Genomic DNA, 958 nt, shown 5'->3' on the forward strand with positions numbered 1-958 from the left:
CCAGGGGAGCGGTAATCACTTGTCACTACTGCTGGATCCCGGCCTAAAGATGTTGGTTCGGATGTGGGTCTGAACGGCACCAGCCAGCGTTGCCGACGGAGCACCTCTGCAGTGATAGCAACGTGTCGTGGGCCACCTCTTGCCGGTCGTGGAGAGCCGGCGTCAGCGGCATGTACCTGGGATGCTCTGCCTCCATTGCCGTGGGGCACTCCTACGACCCCACCGGTCGCGACGCAGCCTGTTGCCCCCGCGCCCGCAGCGCCTCATACAGCTGCGCCGGCCCCAGCAGTGTGTCTTTCAAACCCTCCCGCACCCGCTCCGAGCCCAGCGCCTGGCTGCTCATCGCGGTGTGTGCCTCGAAGGCGTCCATGATGGCGTTCATCAGCGCGTCGGCGAGGTCCGGCGAGTTGGCGAACTGCTCTTTGCTGTTGGTGGCTGCCTGCCGGACGAGGGTTTCGTTTTCGAGCAGCTTGCCCATCAGCACGCCGTTTACGTAGACCAGCTGGTCGTTGTCCGACAGCTCGCCCTCGAAGAGCCCGTTCACCTTGCGGATGATCTCGTCCAGGTAGCCCTTTTCCTTCTCGTGCACGGCGCCGCTGCCGGTATCGGTCATCGGCGCCAGCCTGGGCGCCTCGCCGGCCTGGAGATTGAGGGCTTGCCGGCCCTTGTTCTTCAGGTTGTGGTGGGTCAGCACCACCTTCGAGAGATCCACCGCATCCCGCTCGCGGCCGAAGTCGAGCAGGGGCGTGAGCCGCTTGTAGAAGAGAAAGCGCTTCTCGATGTCGGTGTTGCCGTAGTCGAAAATCTGCGACAAGAAGGCGTACAGCCGGTTGAACGCGCCCATGTCGCCCTTGAAGAGTACGAGCACCTCCAGCGCGTCCTGGGCGGCCTGGGCCGCGGCTTTGTCGTGGCCCGCTTCGGCGGCGGCCTTCTGCGCCTGTAAGGCCTTGTAGCGCTT

Annotated in this window: 1 pseudogene; it reads right to left on the reverse strand. The window is 64.5% G+C overall.

Annotation, left to right across the window (positions count from 1 at the left end):
• Nucleotides 1-211 precede the first annotated feature (211 nt).
• Nucleotides 212-958, reverse strand: a pseudogene (locus ZRA01_RS21330) (type I restriction endonuclease subunit R); the annotation flags it as partial.

Origin of the sequence: Zoogloea ramigera (genome assembly GCF_006539865.1) — a bacterium.
Classification (GTDB): domain Bacteria; phylum Pseudomonadota; class Gammaproteobacteria; order Burkholderiales; family Rhodocyclaceae; genus Zoogloea; species Zoogloea ramigera.